Origin of the sequence: Mesorhizobium sp. J428 (assembly GCF_024699925.1) — a bacterium.
GTDB lineage: Bacteria > Pseudomonadota > Alphaproteobacteria > Rhizobiales > Rhizobiaceae > Mesorhizobium_A.
Genome location: NZ_JAJOMX010000001.1, coordinates 955,855 through 968,369, shown reverse-complemented (window position 1 = coordinate 968,369; position 12,515 = coordinate 955,855). Strand labels below are relative to the sequence as shown.

Genomic DNA, 12,515 nt, shown 5'->3' with positions numbered 1-12,515 from the left:
CGGCAGGCCAGAGGGGGGCGTGACGGGGCGCAATGGCCTCCGGCAATTCGACCGGTTCCGCCGATGACCGCCTCCCGTGCCACTCTCGCCCGTTTCCTCGACGCGCATCCGCAGGCCGCGCTGGTCGAGGTGGTCGAAGCGCTGGGCTCCACTCCGCGGGAGAAGGGGGCGTGGATGCTGGTCTCGCCGGACGCGACGTTCGAGACCATCGGCGGCGGCCAGCTCGAATTCATGGCGATCGACCGCGCGCGGGAGATGCTGGCCGGCGTCGCTCCGCCCTTCGAGCAGCTTCGCCCTGCGGGCGGGGAGACGAGAGAGCGCCTCTCGATCCCTCTCGGGCCGGAGATCGGACAGTGCTGCGGCGGGCGGGTCGAGCTGTCGGTCCGCGTTGCGGACGACAGGATTCGCGCGGAGCTGTTGCGGCAGGCGGAAGCCGAAGAGGCGAAGCTGCCGCGAATTTTGCTCTTCGGCGGCGGACATGTCGGCCATGCGCTCGCGGCGGCCTTCGCGCTATTGCCGGTGAAGGTGATTGTCGCAGACGTCCGCGCCGAGGCGCTGGACGGGATGCCGCCGGCCGTCGACACGCTCTTGACGCCGATGCCGGAAGAGGCGGTGCGCGATGCGCGGCCCGGCAGCGCCTTCGTGGTGCTGACGCACGACCACGCGCTCGATTTCCTGATCGTCGCCGAGGCGCTGAAGCGCGACGACGCGGCCTATGTCGGCATGATCGGCTCGAAGACCAAGCGCGCCACGTTCCGGAGCTGGTATCTGAAGGAAGCCGGCGGCGACGAGGCGGCCCTGTCGCGCCTCGTCTGCCCGATCGGCGGCGACAGCGTGCGCGACAAGCGGCCGGCGGTGATCGCCGCGCTGGCCGCCGCGGAGATCATGACCGCGCTGAGCAGGAACTCAGCGGCATAGCCTTGGCCGAGAGCGGGACTGCCGCAGGGCATGTCGCGAATGTGGCGGAACCTTGTCAGCACACGATTGTTACTCCTCCGCAATCAACTGGAGGGCCCAACATGCACGGCATCATCTATCTGGTCGGCCTCGTGGTCGTGATCCTGTTCATCCTGTCCGCACTCGGCCTGCGCTGAACTCGAGAACAGGAGACAAGACATGTCCATCAGCGAAGCCCCCGCCACCGTCGTGGTCTCGGAAACAGGACCGGCGGACGGCACATCCTATGTCGACTGGCCGGCGATCCTTGCCGGCGTCGTCCTCGCCAGCGCCCTCTCGCTGGTTCTTCTCACTTTCGGATCGGCGATCGGCCTGTCGATGACGTCGGCGCGCGAAGGTCAGTCGGCGTCGCTGTTCTGGATCGCCGTCGTCGGCGGTCTCTGGATCCTGTGGGTGCAGGTGATCGCCTCCTTCGCCGGCGGCTATCTGACCGGGCGCATGCGCCGGCGCATCGGCGATGCGAGCGAATATGAGTCGGACGTCCGCGACGGCTCGAACGGCCTCGTCACCTGGGCGCTCGGTACGCTGGTGGCGGGCGCGATCGCCTATTCCGGGTTGATGGGCGCCGCCAATGTCGCCGGGCAGACCGCAGGTGCTGTGGCGTCGGCGGCCGGCAACACCGCGGCTGCGGTGGCCGACAGCGTCGATTCGTCCGACCTGCTCATCGATCGCACCCTGCGCGGCCGTCCGGATGCCGCACCGCTGTCCGATGCGGACCGGGCGGCAGTCGGCCGCATCCTCGTCTCGGCCGCGACCGGCGATACGATCGATCCGGCCGACCGCGACTATCTTGCCTCGGTGGTCGCCGCGCGGGCCGGGATTTCGCCCGAAGAAGCCGGCCAGCGCATCGATCAGGCCGTGGCGCAGGCGAGGGAGATCGAGGCCCAGGCGCGCGAGACGGCCGAGCAGGCAAGGAGAGCCTCGCTCGTGGCGGCCTTCCTGGCGGCCGCTTCGCTGCTGGTTGGTGCGGCCGTGTCCTACGGCGCGGCGACGATGGGCGGCAACCATCGCGACAAGCAGACCGTCGTCGAGGGCTGGTATCGTCCCTGGTAGGCGATTTGCACGGAACTGGAAAAGGCCGCCGCGGCGGCCTTTTTCGTGTCAGCTGCCTTTCAGGATCTCTCGGATCAGGCGCTGGCAGCGCTCGGCCATGAAGTCGAGCAGCAGGCGGATCTTCTGGTCCTGGAAATTGCGGTGCGGATAGACCGCGGCGAGCTGCACCGGCGGAGGGGCATTGTCAGGCAAGATGATCTTCAGCCGCCAGTCGCGCAGGAACGGCTCGACCTCGAAGCGCGGCTTGTTGACGATGCCGTGGCCGGCGAGCGCCCAACCGGTGAGCACGTCGCCGTCGTCGGAATCGTAGGGACCGCGCACATCGAACTTGCGGTAGCCCGACGCCGTCTTCAGCGTCCAGAAATGCTCGCGGATGCCGGGATAGCGCAGCATCAGGCAGTCGTGGCCGGCATCGACCAGTTCGTCGGGCGCCTTGGGCTCGCCGCGTTCCTCCAGATAGGAGGGGGCAGCGACCAGAACGCGCTCGCACTCCATGATGCCGCGCATCTTCAGGCTCGAATCCTCCAGCGTGCCCAGCTTGAAGGCGACGTCGATGCCTTCCTTCATGATGTCGACGTCGTGGTCCGAGAGCCGCAGCCTCACTTCGATCTCGGGATAGCGGCGGCGGAACTCGGGAATGCCGGAGGCGATGAGCCGGCGGCCAAGGCCGAGCGGCGCGGTGACGCGGATAGTACCGCGCGGCCGGCCCGACAGGGCGCTGACGGCGGCCTCGGCCTCGGTGACGGCCTCGAGCACGCGCTTGGCGCCGTCGTAGAACACGCGGCCGTGTTCGGTGGGGGTGAGCTGGCGGGTGGTGCGGTTGAACAGCCGCACGCCGAGATATTTTTCCAGCTCCTTGATGCGGTTCGACGCCACCGCGGGCGAGATGCGCATGTCGCGGCCGGCGGCCGAGAGGTTCTCCAGTTCCACGACGCGGACGAAGACGGCGATGTTGTCGAGATAGGCCATGAATTGCCCCGCTTTGCATCTTTCCTAGGCAATCGCGGGTCGATTATCCAGATTTTTTTGAAAGTCATCGGGCGCACCGGCCCTTTCGCTTCGCAGCGCAGCAATTACAGTGAACCGGCTGACGAAACGGGGCGGATCGATGCAGGACCTCGCGCTTTTCTGGGACTGGCTCTCCTTCGCCGTGCGCTGGCTGCACGTCATCACCGCCATCGCCTGGATCGGCTCGTCCTTCTATTTCATCGCGCTGGACCTCGGGCTGCGCCAGCGCCCCGGCCTGCCGGCGGGCGCACATGGCGAGGAGTGGCAGGTCCATGGCGGCGGCTTCTACCACATCCAGAAATACCTGGTCGCGCCGGCCGAGATGCCGGAGCACCTAACCTGGTTCAAATGGGAGAGCTACGCCACCTGGCTGTCGGGCTTCGCCATGCTCTGCGTGGTCTATTATGCCGGCGCCGACCTGTTCCTGATCGACCGCAACGTGCTCGACGTGTCGCCGACGGTCGCGATCCTCATCTCGCTCGCCTCGCTGGCGCTGGCCTGGCTGTTCTACGACCAGCTCTGCAAATCGCCGCTCGGCAACAACGACACGGCGCTCATGCTGGTGCTCTACGTGTTCCTGGTGGCGATGGCGTGGGGCTACACGCAGCTCTTCACCGGCCGCGCCGCCTTCCTGCATCTTGGCGCCATCACCGCGACGGTGATGTCGGCCAACGTCGCGCTGGTGATCATCCCCAACCAGAAGATCGTGGTGGCCGACCTGATCGCGGGCCGCAAGCCCGATCCGAAATACGGCAAGATCGCCAAGACCCGGTCGCTGCACAACAACTACCTGACGCTGCCCGTCATCTTCCTGATGCTCTCCAACCACTACCCGCTCGCGTTTGCGACCGAGTTCAACTGGGTCATCGCCTCCATCATCTTCATCATCGGCGTGCTGATCCGGCACTATTTCAACACGGTGCATGCGCGGAAGGGCAATCCGCACTGGACCTGGGCGGCGTCTGCCATCCTGTTCATCATCATCATGTGGCTGTCGACCGTGCCAGCGGTGCTGACGGGCGAGAAGAAGGTGTCGGCTGCTGCCGAAACCTTCATCGCCTCGGCGCATTTCCCGGCCGTGAAGGACACCGTGATCAGCCGCTGCTCGATGTGCCACACGGCCGAGCCTGCCTGGGACGGGCTCTACCGCGCACCGAAGGGCGTGATCCTCGACAACGACGCCGACATCGCCGAGCACGCCAGGGAAATCTACCTCCAGGCTGGCCGCAGCCACGCCATGCCGCCTGGCAATGTGACCGAAGTGACGCCGGAAGAGCGTGCGCTGCTGACGGCGTGGTTCGAGGGGGCGGGGAAGTGATTTCGAGCGTTGCGCGTGTAGACCTCCCTGCTCATCCGCGGCCGCACGCTCTCCTTCCTCCGCGCCCCCAAGGCGGCGGACGATCATGCGGCCTATGCCTATGACGAGGACGGCGCGGTGCTGGTGCGCGAGGGGAAGATCGTCGCGAGCGGGGCCTATGATGCAGTGAAGGCGCAGGCGGGTCTAGAAGTCGAGACCGTCGACCACCGGCCGCACCTGATCCTGCCCGGCTTCATCGACGGCCATGTGCACGTGCCGCAGATGCAGATCATCGCCTCTTACGGCGCGGAGCTGCTGGACTGGCTGAACACCTATACGTTTCCGGAGGAATCGAAGTTTGCCGATGCGCAGCATGCCCGGCGCATCGCGCGGCTGTTTCTCGACGAGATGGTGCGGCAGGGCACGACGACGGTCGCGGCCTACTGCTCGGTGCACAAGGCAAGCGCGGAGGCTTTCTTCGAGGAGAGCCATTCGCGCAACATGCTCAACATCGCCGGCAAGGTGATGATGGACCGGCACGCGCCCGACGCCGTGCTCGACACGCCGCAGTCCGGCTACGACGACACCAAGGCGCTGATCGCCGAATGGCACGGCAAGGGCCGTCAGCTCTACGCGATCACGCCACGCTTCGCGATCACCTCGACGCCCGAACAGATGGAGATGGCGCAGGCGCTGGCGCGCGAGCATCCGGACTGCCACATCCAGACGCATCTCTCCGAGAACCATGCCGAGATCCGCTGGACGGAGGAACTCTACCCGGAGACGCAGGACTATACCGACGTCTATGCCCGCTACGGGCTGCTCGGTTCGAAGACGCTGCTCGGGCACTGCATCCATTTGTCGGAGCGCGAGGCGGATGCAATGTCTGAGGCCGGATCGGTGGCGGTGTTCTGCCCGACCTCGAACCTGTTCCTCGGCTCGGGCCTGTTCGATTACCAGCGCTACCGGCGGCGGGCGAAGCCGCTGAGGATCGCGACGGCGACGGATGTCGGCGGCGGCACCAACTATTCGATGCTGCGCACGATGGACGAGGCCTACAAGGTGATCGCGCTCAACGGCGAGAAGCTCGATCCGCTCAGGAGCTTCTGGCAGCTGACGCGCGGCAATGCGGAATCGCTGTCGATCGCCGACCGCGCCGGCACGCTGGAGGCGGGCACGGACGCAGACCTCGTGGTGCTGGACGCCCGCGCCACGCCCGGCATGGCGCTGCGCATGGAGACGGTGAGCACGCTGTCGGAGGAACTGTTTCTGCTGCAGACGCTCGGCGACGATCGTGCCGTGAAGCAGGTCTATATCGCGGGGCGGGCGGCGAAGGAGGTTTGACGGCCAACTTCGTATCTTGCGATGATACGATCTCTTGCGGAACATTCCGTATCTTGATATGATACGTTCGTGGAGGGGCGATTGTGATCAGGTCGGTTCGGGACAAACGGATCGAGGCGATCGTTGCCGGAAGAGCGCCAAAGGGGTTTCCCCCTGATCTGCTGCAGGTCGCTCGCCGCAAGCTCTTCATGATCGACAATGCCGAGGTGTTGGACGATCTGAGATACCGCCGGGTAATCGGCTTGAAGCATTGAAAGGCGATCGAACCGGCCAGCATTCGATCCGCATCAACGACCAGTTCCGCATCTGCTTCCGATGGAACGACGGCGGCGCGGACGATGTCGAAATCGTCGACTATCACTAGGAGCGCAGACATGGCCCTTTCGTTCACACCGCCCATCCATCCTGGCGAAGTCCTGCGCGAGGAATTCCTGGCACCGCTCGGATTGAAGCCCTATTCGGTCGCCAAGCGGCTGCATGTGCCGCGCACGCGGATCGAACGCCTCGTCGCGGAACGCACGCCGGTCACGCCTGATACGGCGCTGAGGCTCGCAAAGCTCTTCGGCACGACGCCGAACTTTTGGCTGAACATGCAGACCTCTTACGATCTCGCCGTCGAGGCAGCGTCGCTGCGCGAGGAGATCGATGCGATCGAGACGCTCGACGCGGCTTGACCGGCCGCTTCAATCGCGCGATGCGAGGTCAGGAGGATCCATGCCCGCAGCCGACGACATCGCGAAGATCATCGAGCAGGAGCGTGTGCTGGTCTTCTCCGTATTCGACGAGGCAGCCGCGTTCGACCTCGGCATGGCGCTTCGACAGCGCGCGCTGCGCGACGCACTTCCGATCAATATCGACATCCGGCTATGGGACCGGCCGCTGTTCTATGCCGCGATGCCGGGGTCACGGGCCTCGAACCAGGATTGGGCGCGGCGTAAGATCAATGCGGTGCGCCACTTCCTGAAACCGAGCTATCGGCTGTTTCTTGAGCAGGGCGGAAAGGATCAGGTCATCGCCGCGCATCACGGCCTGCCGGCTACGGACTACATATTCGCTGGCGGCGCCTTTCCGATCCGGGTGCACGCTGCTGGCGTGATCGGGGCGGTGGCGGTCTCGGGGCTGCCGTCGCGCGACGATCACGACACCGTGGTCGCGGCACTCTGCGAACTTCTGGGGAGCGATAGCGCGGCTCTTGCCCTTGGACCGGCCTGAACGTGCCGCGTCTCGCCGCAAATCTCTCGACGCTGTTCACCGACGCGCCGTTCCTCGACCGGTTCGAGCGAGCGGCGAAGGCCGGGTTCACGGCGGTCGAGTTCCAGTTTCCCTATGCGTTCGGCGTCGCCGACATCCGCGACCGGCTGAGTGACACCGGCCTGCAGCCGGTGCTGTTCAACATGCCGGCCGGCGACTGGGAGGCAGGCGACCGCGGGCTCGCAGCGCAGCCGGGGCGCGAGGACGAGTTCCGCGACGGCGCAGCACTTGCGATCGACTATGCGCTCGAACTCGGCGTCTCGAAGCTGCATGTGCTGAGCGGGCTTGCCGCGGAAGGCGAGGACCAGGATCGTCAGTGGCGGACCTATGTCGCGAACCTGCGCTATGCGGCGCAGTTTGCCGGCACGGCAGGCGTTGAGGTGCTGATCGAGCCGATCAGCCGCGAATCCTTCCCGGGCTATTTCCTGACCGGGCTCGACATGGCTGCCGAGGCGATCGACGAAGCGGGCGAGGAAAACCTGTTCATTCAGTATGACCTGTACCACCGCCGCTTCGTCGGCGACGATCTCGTCTCGCTCTATCTGAAACACGCCGAGCGCATCCGCCACGTGCAGGTGGCCGGCTGGCCGGGGCGGCACGAGCCGGATGTCGGCGTGCTGGACTGGCAGGCGGCCTTCGCCGCGCTCGACGCGTCCGGCTATGCCGGCTTCGTCGGCTGCGAGTATTTTCCGGCCGCCGGAACAGAAAGCGGCCTCGGCTGGGCGCGGTCGTGGCTCGGAGGTTCAAAATGAGTGCGTTCGACGCCAAGCGCCTGTTCACCGGCATGTTCGAGGCAGCGGTCGCGGCGGCCGATCCGGAACGGATCATGCGGGACGTTCTGCCGGCGAGGCCCAAGGGGCAGACGGTGGTGATCGGGGCGGGCAAGGGCTCGGCGCAGATGGCGCGTGCCTTCGAGCGCGCCTGGGACGGGCCGCTGTCAGGGCTGGTGGTCACGCGCTACGGCTATGCCACGCCGTGCGAGCGCATCGAGGTTTTGGAAGCCGCGCATCCGGTGCCGGACGCGGCGGGGCTCGCGGGCGCCGCACGGCTGTTCGAGACGGTGAGGGGGCTCGGCGAGGACGACCTCGTCGTAGCGCTGATCTCCGGCGGCGGCTCCGCGCTGCTGCCCTGTCCAGCCGGAGAGCTGACGCTGGAAGACGAGATCGCGGTCAACCGCGCGCTGCTCGCCTCCGGCGCGCCGATCTCGGCGATGAACACGGTGCGCAAGCACGTCTCGGCGATCAAGGGCGGACGGCTTGCGGCTGCCGCCTTCCCGGCGAAGGTCGTGTCGCTGATTGTCTCCGACATTCCCGGCGACCAGCCCTCGCTCGTCTCCTCCGGCCCGACCGTGCCGGACGCCTCGACGCGCGCGGACGCGCTGGCGATCGTCGAGGCATACCGCATGGACCTGCCCGGCGCGGTGGTGCGACACCTGAACACGCCGGCAGCGGATGCGCCGCTGCCGGACGATCCGCGCTTTGCCCGCAACGAGGTGCGTGTGATCGCATCCGCCGCCAGGTCACTGGAGGCGGCGGCCGAGGTCGCGCGCCGGGCCGGGCTGGAGGCCGTCATCCTCTCCGACGCGATGGAAGGCGAGGCGCGCGAAGTGGCGAAGGTGCACGCGGCGATCGCGCGCGAGGTGGCGACGAGGGACCGGCCCTTCCACAAGCCGGTCGCGATCCTATCCGGCGGCGAGACGACGGTGACGCTGCGCGGAAAGGGCGGGCGCGGCGGCCGCAACGGGGAGTTCCTGCTGTCGCTGGCGCTGGGCATCGACGGGATCGACGGCGTCCACGCCTTCGCGGCCGACACGGACGGCATCGACGGTTCGGAACAGAACGCCGGCGCCTTCGCGGATTCGACCAGTGTCGCACGGCTGCGGGCGAGAGGCCTCGACGCCAAGGCGCTGCTCAACGCGAACGACAGCTGGGGCGCCTTCGATGCCCTCGGCGACCTGTTCCAGCCGGGGCCGACGGGGACGAACGTGAACGACCTGAGGGTGGCTCTCGTCAGGTAGTTCCGCTCGCCCGGCTCTTTTCCGCCTTCCTTGCCATGATGACCGCAAGCGGATTCCGCTTCGGCTTGCCCGTGCGCATCAGCGTGTTGGTGTCGTGATGATCGAACGGGTCGGGCTGGCCGCCGACCCGAAGAACGGAATGCTGCGCATAGCTCCAGCGATCTTCGCCATGAATCGTGACGTCAATCCTGTAACTGTCGGTCCGGAAGTTCGCCTCCAGAAAATCCGTCGAGCACACACCGTAATTGGTCTGGCCACGCTGGGCCGACACGGTGAACGTCATGTCGTCCGGCTTTGCATGGCCGGATGCGAGAACCACCTGGCCGCGCGGGATCGCGATCGTCTGCATGACGAGGCCGGTCGCCGGCTCCCAAAGCCAGTAGCCCACCTGATCGTGGAAAGTGATATCTTCGTCGGCGGTGTTGATATGGATGTGATAGCGCAGGCCATAGAACAGCTGCGGTCCGTTGGTCTGGGGATCGATCGGGTCCATATGAACATGCTCGATATAGACATCGCGTTCGGGCCCATCGGCCTTGGGATTGAGGTCGACACCCTTCGTCGCTTTCCAACTGCCGGCCAGCAGCCGCAACGGGCCGAGGTTGACGAGCGTATCCGGGTCGACATCCGGTTCGGTGAATATGTCCTGATGGAGCCTCATGCGACGGTTTCCTCTCGCGCCGTCGGCAAGGTGCCCGCCGAGGTCGCATCGAGTCAACGCCTTCGGGCATCCATCTACAGCGTGTCGTCCATCAGCGTTCTCACACGCTTGAGGTCGTCGAGAAACCGCTCCCGCTCCGCCGCCTTGGCATCGTCCGGCAGGCGCAACAGGTAGGACGGGTGGACGGTCAGGAATACTTTCAGGCCGTCCTCCCGCGTCACCGTCTGACCCCGCATCTTTGTGATCGGCACCGCCTTGCCGAGCAGGGACTGCGCCGCGGTCGCACCGAGCGCCACGACCAGATCCGGCCTGATCAGCTTCAGCTCCCGCTCGATCCACCAGCGGCAGGCCTGCACCTCGCCGGCGTTCGGCCTGGAATGGATGCGGCGCTTGCCGCGCGGCTCGAACTTGAAGTGCTTCACCGCATTGGTGACGTAGGTCGTCGCGCGATCGATGCCGGCCTCGTCGATGATCGCGTCGAACAGCCGGCCGGCCGGGCCGACGAAGGGCTTGCCCGCAATATCCTCCTGGTCGCCCGGCTGCTCGCCGACGAAGACGACGCGCGCGTCCTCGGGGCCTTCGCCGAACACGGTCTGCGTGGCATTGCGCCACAGCGGGCAGCGGCGGCAGTCGGTGGCGGCCTTCCTCAATTCGGCGATCGACGTCGCGTCCGCCCCGTCCGACTGCGTCTCCGCGGGCCGGTTGCGCCAGTGTTTGGCCTGGACCGTCTCATGATGCGGGGCGGGCATGGTGGGCATCCTCTCGATCATGTCGCGGGCGGACTTTTCCGCGCCAGCGATCAGGTCAGGAATGAGCGAGGCCTCCGGAAGGTTGCGCCAGTATTTCTTCGGCATCTCGGCGGTCATCGCCTTCACCTTCAGCCGGGTCGGGTTGAAGATCGAGCGGAAATAGGTGCGCCACAGCTCCTCCGCTGCATCCTCGGCCGGCGCGTCGGCCTTGGAGGCGCCAGGACCGATCGCCAGCCGCTCGCCGTCCCAGTCGGCCGTGGCATGGGGCGTGAGGATCGTCCAGCGCATGCCGGTGAACCGGCGCATGAAGAAGGGTGCGTTGCGCTCGACGATGAAATGCGCCGGCTCAAACCATGCGACGAAGCGCTCGCCGGTTTCGTCGGCGATGCGCCGGAAACGGACGAAGGCGCGCATCTTGTGGATATCGCGGCGGACGGATTTGTCCATCTCCTCGAGCTTTCGCACGTCGGGATCAGTGGCGACGTCGAGCAGATGCGGCTCACGCTGGAGCCGGCAGAGGATGCGGTAGAGGAAGCCGAAGCGGGCCGGGTCGGAATGGCAGATCACGGCCTCGGCGAGGTCGACGAAGCGACGGGGGACACGGAGTTCGGCGCCCGGCGGGATTGCCGGCAGCGGCGTCGACTCCGGCGGTGCGGCGAACAGGTCCCCCGTGTCCTCGCCCTCCACCGACCACGCAATATCCGCCGGGTCGACCCCATTCAGCGCCATCGCCCGCGCCGCTTCACGCCAGCCGGAAAAATCGGTCTGGGACGCGAGCAGGATTGCATGGTGCGCGGAGAGCGGGCGCTTCTCGACCATTCCCATCAGAACAGCTCCAATTGTCTGGCCCTCGGCGCCACCGCCTCGCGCAGGCGTTCGGAATCGATCGTTCCGCCGGGCGACCAGCCTTCGGCGACGATGAAGGGCCGAACCGCTGCAATCGACTGGCAGACGCGTCCGACGTCCTCCAGCCGCAGCCGGCGGTGGATGCGCGAGGCGAGGATGCGCTTGACCGCCTTGGTGCCGAGGCCCGGCACGCGCAGCAGCAGTTCCCGCGGCGCGCGGTTGACGTCGACCGGGAAGATCGCGCGGTGGTCCAGCGCCCAGGCGAGCTTCGGATCGATGGCGAGATCGAGCATGCCGTCGGGCCGGCCGGCCAGGATCTCGCGCTCCTCGAAGCCGTAGAAACGCATCATCCAGTCTGCCTGGTAGAGGCGGTGCTCGCGCATCAGCGGCGGCTTCATCGACGGCAGCGCAGCGGACGAATCGGGGATCGGGCTGAAGGCGGAGTAATACACCCGACGGAGACGGTAGGAGCCGTAGAGCCGAGCGCTGGTCTTCAGGATCGTCGCGTCCGGCGTCGGGTCGGCGCCGACGATCATCTGCGTCGACTGCCCGCCCGGCGCGAAGCGCGGCCTTTGCTTCGTGCGCAATGTCGGCTCGGCCGCCGCGTCCAGCTTCTCGCGCAGGCCGGCCATCGAACGGCGGATGGTTTGCGGCCGCTTCTCAGGCGCCAGGCGCTGCACGCCCTCGTCGGTGGGAAGCTCGACATTGATCGACAGCCGGTCGGCATAGAGCCCCGCCTGCTCGATGAGTTCCTGCGAGGCTTCCGGAATGGTCTTCAAGTGTATGTAGCCGGCGAAGGCATGGTCGAGCCTCAGCCGCCGGCCAACCTCGACCATCTCGGCCATGGTCTCGTCCGGCGAGCGGATGACGCCGGAGGAGAGGAATAGGCCTTCGATATAGTTGCGGCGGTAGAAGTCGAGCGTGAGGGTAACGACGTCGTCGATTGTAAAACGGGCACGCTTCACGTTCGAGGACGAGCGGTTGATGCAGTAGGCGCAGTCGTAGATGCAGAAGTTGGTGAGCAGGATCTTGAGCAGCGAGATGCAGCGGCCGTCCGGCGCATAGGCATGGCAGATGCCGGTGGCCTCGGTGGAACCGATGCCGCCCGATTTCAGCGAGTCGCGCCTGTCCGCGCCCGACGAGGCGCACGAGGCATCGTATTTGGCGGCGTCGGCGAGGATGGCGAGCTTTTCGCGAACTGTGGGCGCTGGCATCTGTTCATGATATGTTCCGACAAGCGCCTGCGCTATTCACAATTTTAATACGCGTCGATTTTTTGGAGATCGCCAGCCTTCTCCGTGCACGTCAGCGAATCTGGGGCGCGTTGCGCGG

At 66.5% G+C, this 12,515-nt stretch carries 12 protein-coding genes and 1 pseudogene; 9 read left to right on the top strand and 4 right to left on the bottom strand.

What is annotated here, in order from left to right; translation table 11 throughout:
- Positions 1–63 precede the first annotated feature (63 nt).
- Both xdhC and LRS09_RS04880 read left to right on the top strand, forming a co-directional pair.
- Positions 64–918, top strand: coding sequence for a xanthine dehydrogenase accessory protein XdhC (gene xdhC / locus LRS09_RS04885; RefSeq protein WP_257804605.1), 855 nt, complete (start codon positions 64–66; stop codon positions 916–918).
- A gap of 198 nt (positions 919–1,116) precedes the next feature.
- Positions 1,117–2,010: a hypothetical protein gene (locus LRS09_RS04880; RefSeq protein ID WP_257804603.1), complete on the top strand. Its 894-nt coding sequence runs from the start codon at positions 1,117–1,119 to the stop codon at positions 2,008–2,010.
- Positions 2,011–2,058: 48 nt separating this feature from the next.
- Here LRS09_RS04880 and LRS09_RS04875 read toward each other — a convergent pair whose 3' ends face one another.
- A complete protein-coding gene (locus tag LRS09_RS04875; protein WP_257804600.1) occupies positions 2,059–2,979 on the bottom strand; it encodes a LysR family transcriptional regulator in 921 nt (306 codons plus the stop codon).
- Positions 2,980–3,118: 139 nt separating this feature from the next.
- Here LRS09_RS04875 and LRS09_RS04870 point away from each other — a divergent pair, with 139 nt between their 5' ends.
- From LRS09_RS04870 to LRS09_RS04840, 7 genes and pseudogenes are all read left to right on the top strand, one after another.
- Positions 3,119–4,336 carry a urate hydroxylase PuuD gene (locus LRS09_RS04870; protein ID WP_257804596.1) on the top strand — a complete coding sequence of 406 codons (1,218 nt, stop codon included), beginning with the start codon at positions 3,119–3,121 and terminating at the stop codon, positions 4,334–4,336.
- A 27-nt stretch (positions 4,337–4,363) separates the two neighbouring features.
- On the top strand, positions 4,364–5,659 hold the full coding sequence (guaD, locus tag LRS09_RS04865; RefSeq protein WP_257810125.1) for a guanine deaminase: 1,296 nt from the start codon (positions 4,364–4,366) through the stop codon (positions 5,657–5,659).
- Between the two features lie 83 nt (positions 5,660–5,742).
- Positions 5,743–6,023, top strand: a pseudogene (locus LRS09_RS04860) (type II toxin-antitoxin system RelE/ParE family toxin).
- Between the two features lie 10 nt (positions 6,024–6,033).
- On the top strand, positions 6,034–6,333 hold the full coding sequence (locus LRS09_RS04855; RefSeq protein ID WP_257804594.1) for a HigA family addiction module antitoxin: 300 nt from the start codon (positions 6,034–6,036) through the stop codon (positions 6,331–6,333).
- Between the two features lie 40 nt (positions 6,334–6,373).
- A complete protein-coding gene (locus tag LRS09_RS04850) occupies positions 6,374–6,871 on the top strand; it encodes a heme-degrading domain-containing protein (protein ID WP_257804593.1) in 498 nt (165 codons plus the stop codon).
- A gap of 2 nt (positions 6,872–6,873) precedes the next feature.
- Complete coding sequence (locus LRS09_RS04845) at positions 6,874–7,662, top strand: hydroxypyruvate isomerase family protein (RefSeq protein ID WP_257804591.1); 789 nt, start codon at positions 6,874–6,876, stop codon at positions 7,660–7,662.
- Complete coding sequence (locus LRS09_RS04840; RefSeq protein ID WP_257804590.1) at positions 7,659–8,927, top strand: glycerate kinase; 1,269 nt, start codon at positions 7,659–7,661, stop codon at positions 8,925–8,927. Before LRS09_RS04845 ends, LRS09_RS04840 begins: the two co-directional genes overlap by 4 nt.
- Here LRS09_RS04840 and LRS09_RS04835 read toward each other — a convergent pair.
- The 3 genes from LRS09_RS04835 to LRS09_RS04825 form a co-directional block, all read right to left on the bottom strand.
- A complete protein-coding gene (locus tag LRS09_RS04835) occupies positions 8,920–9,588 on the bottom strand; it encodes an FABP family protein (protein WP_257804588.1) in 669 nt (222 codons plus the stop codon). The genes LRS09_RS04840 and LRS09_RS04835 overlap by 8 nt on opposite strands.
- A 74-nt stretch (positions 9,589–9,662) precedes the next feature.
- Positions 9,663–11,162, bottom strand: coding sequence for a UdgX family uracil-DNA binding protein (locus tag LRS09_RS04830; RefSeq protein WP_374684807.1), 1,500 nt, complete (start codon positions 11,160–11,162; stop codon positions 9,663–9,665).
- Positions 11,162–12,397, bottom strand: coding sequence for a putative DNA modification/repair radical SAM protein (locus LRS09_RS04825; RefSeq protein ID WP_257804586.1), 1,236 nt, complete (start codon positions 12,395–12,397; stop codon positions 11,162–11,164). The genes LRS09_RS04830 and LRS09_RS04825 overlap by 1 nt, the downstream gene beginning before the upstream one ends.
- Positions 12,398–12,515 lie beyond the last annotated feature (118 nt).